Here is a 401-nt window from a genome sequence, read left to right as displayed (position 1 = left end):
AACCGAAATCAATCACCCGTAACAGCAACCAGGCAACCGGAATTCGATCGCACCCGTTGTCCGCGACTTAGCGAAACGCTTGTCCGCGACTTGCTGAAATGAATGTCCCGATTTACCGAAATCCGCACTTTGGTGGCGGCTACGTAAGCGCCTGGCGAAAGCTCGCTCACCGCGTTACGGCATCATGCCCTCGGACTTGGCTGGCGTGATCGGTTTTTTTGCCCGCGCCTGAGCTTGCGACTTGCGCCTGTTGGCGTCCTTTCCCTGTCCCCGGAACGTCAAAAAGCCCGCTGGATTTCTCCATGCGGGCTTTTTTTGATTTGGTTGCGGGGGCAGGATTTGAACCTGCGGCCTTCAGGTTATGAGCCTGACGAGCTACCGGGCTGCTCCACCCCGCGTCC

The 401-nt window shown here is 57.9% G+C and carries 1 tRNA gene; it reads right to left on the bottom strand.

Features of this window, described 5'->3' with window-relative positions:
* Window positions 1–321 precede the first annotated feature (321 nt).
* Window positions 322–398: transfer RNA gene (locus IB262_RS35535), tRNA-Met, on the bottom strand.
* Window positions 399–401: the final 3 nt, after the last annotated feature.

The organism is Ensifer sp. ENS02 (assembly GCF_014851885.1).
GTDB lineage: Bacteria > Pseudomonadota > Alphaproteobacteria > Rhizobiales > Rhizobiaceae > Ensifer > Ensifer adhaerens.
The sequence above is the reverse complement of the archived record's forward strand: the minus strand, read 5'-3'. Positions and strand labels throughout refer to the sequence as shown.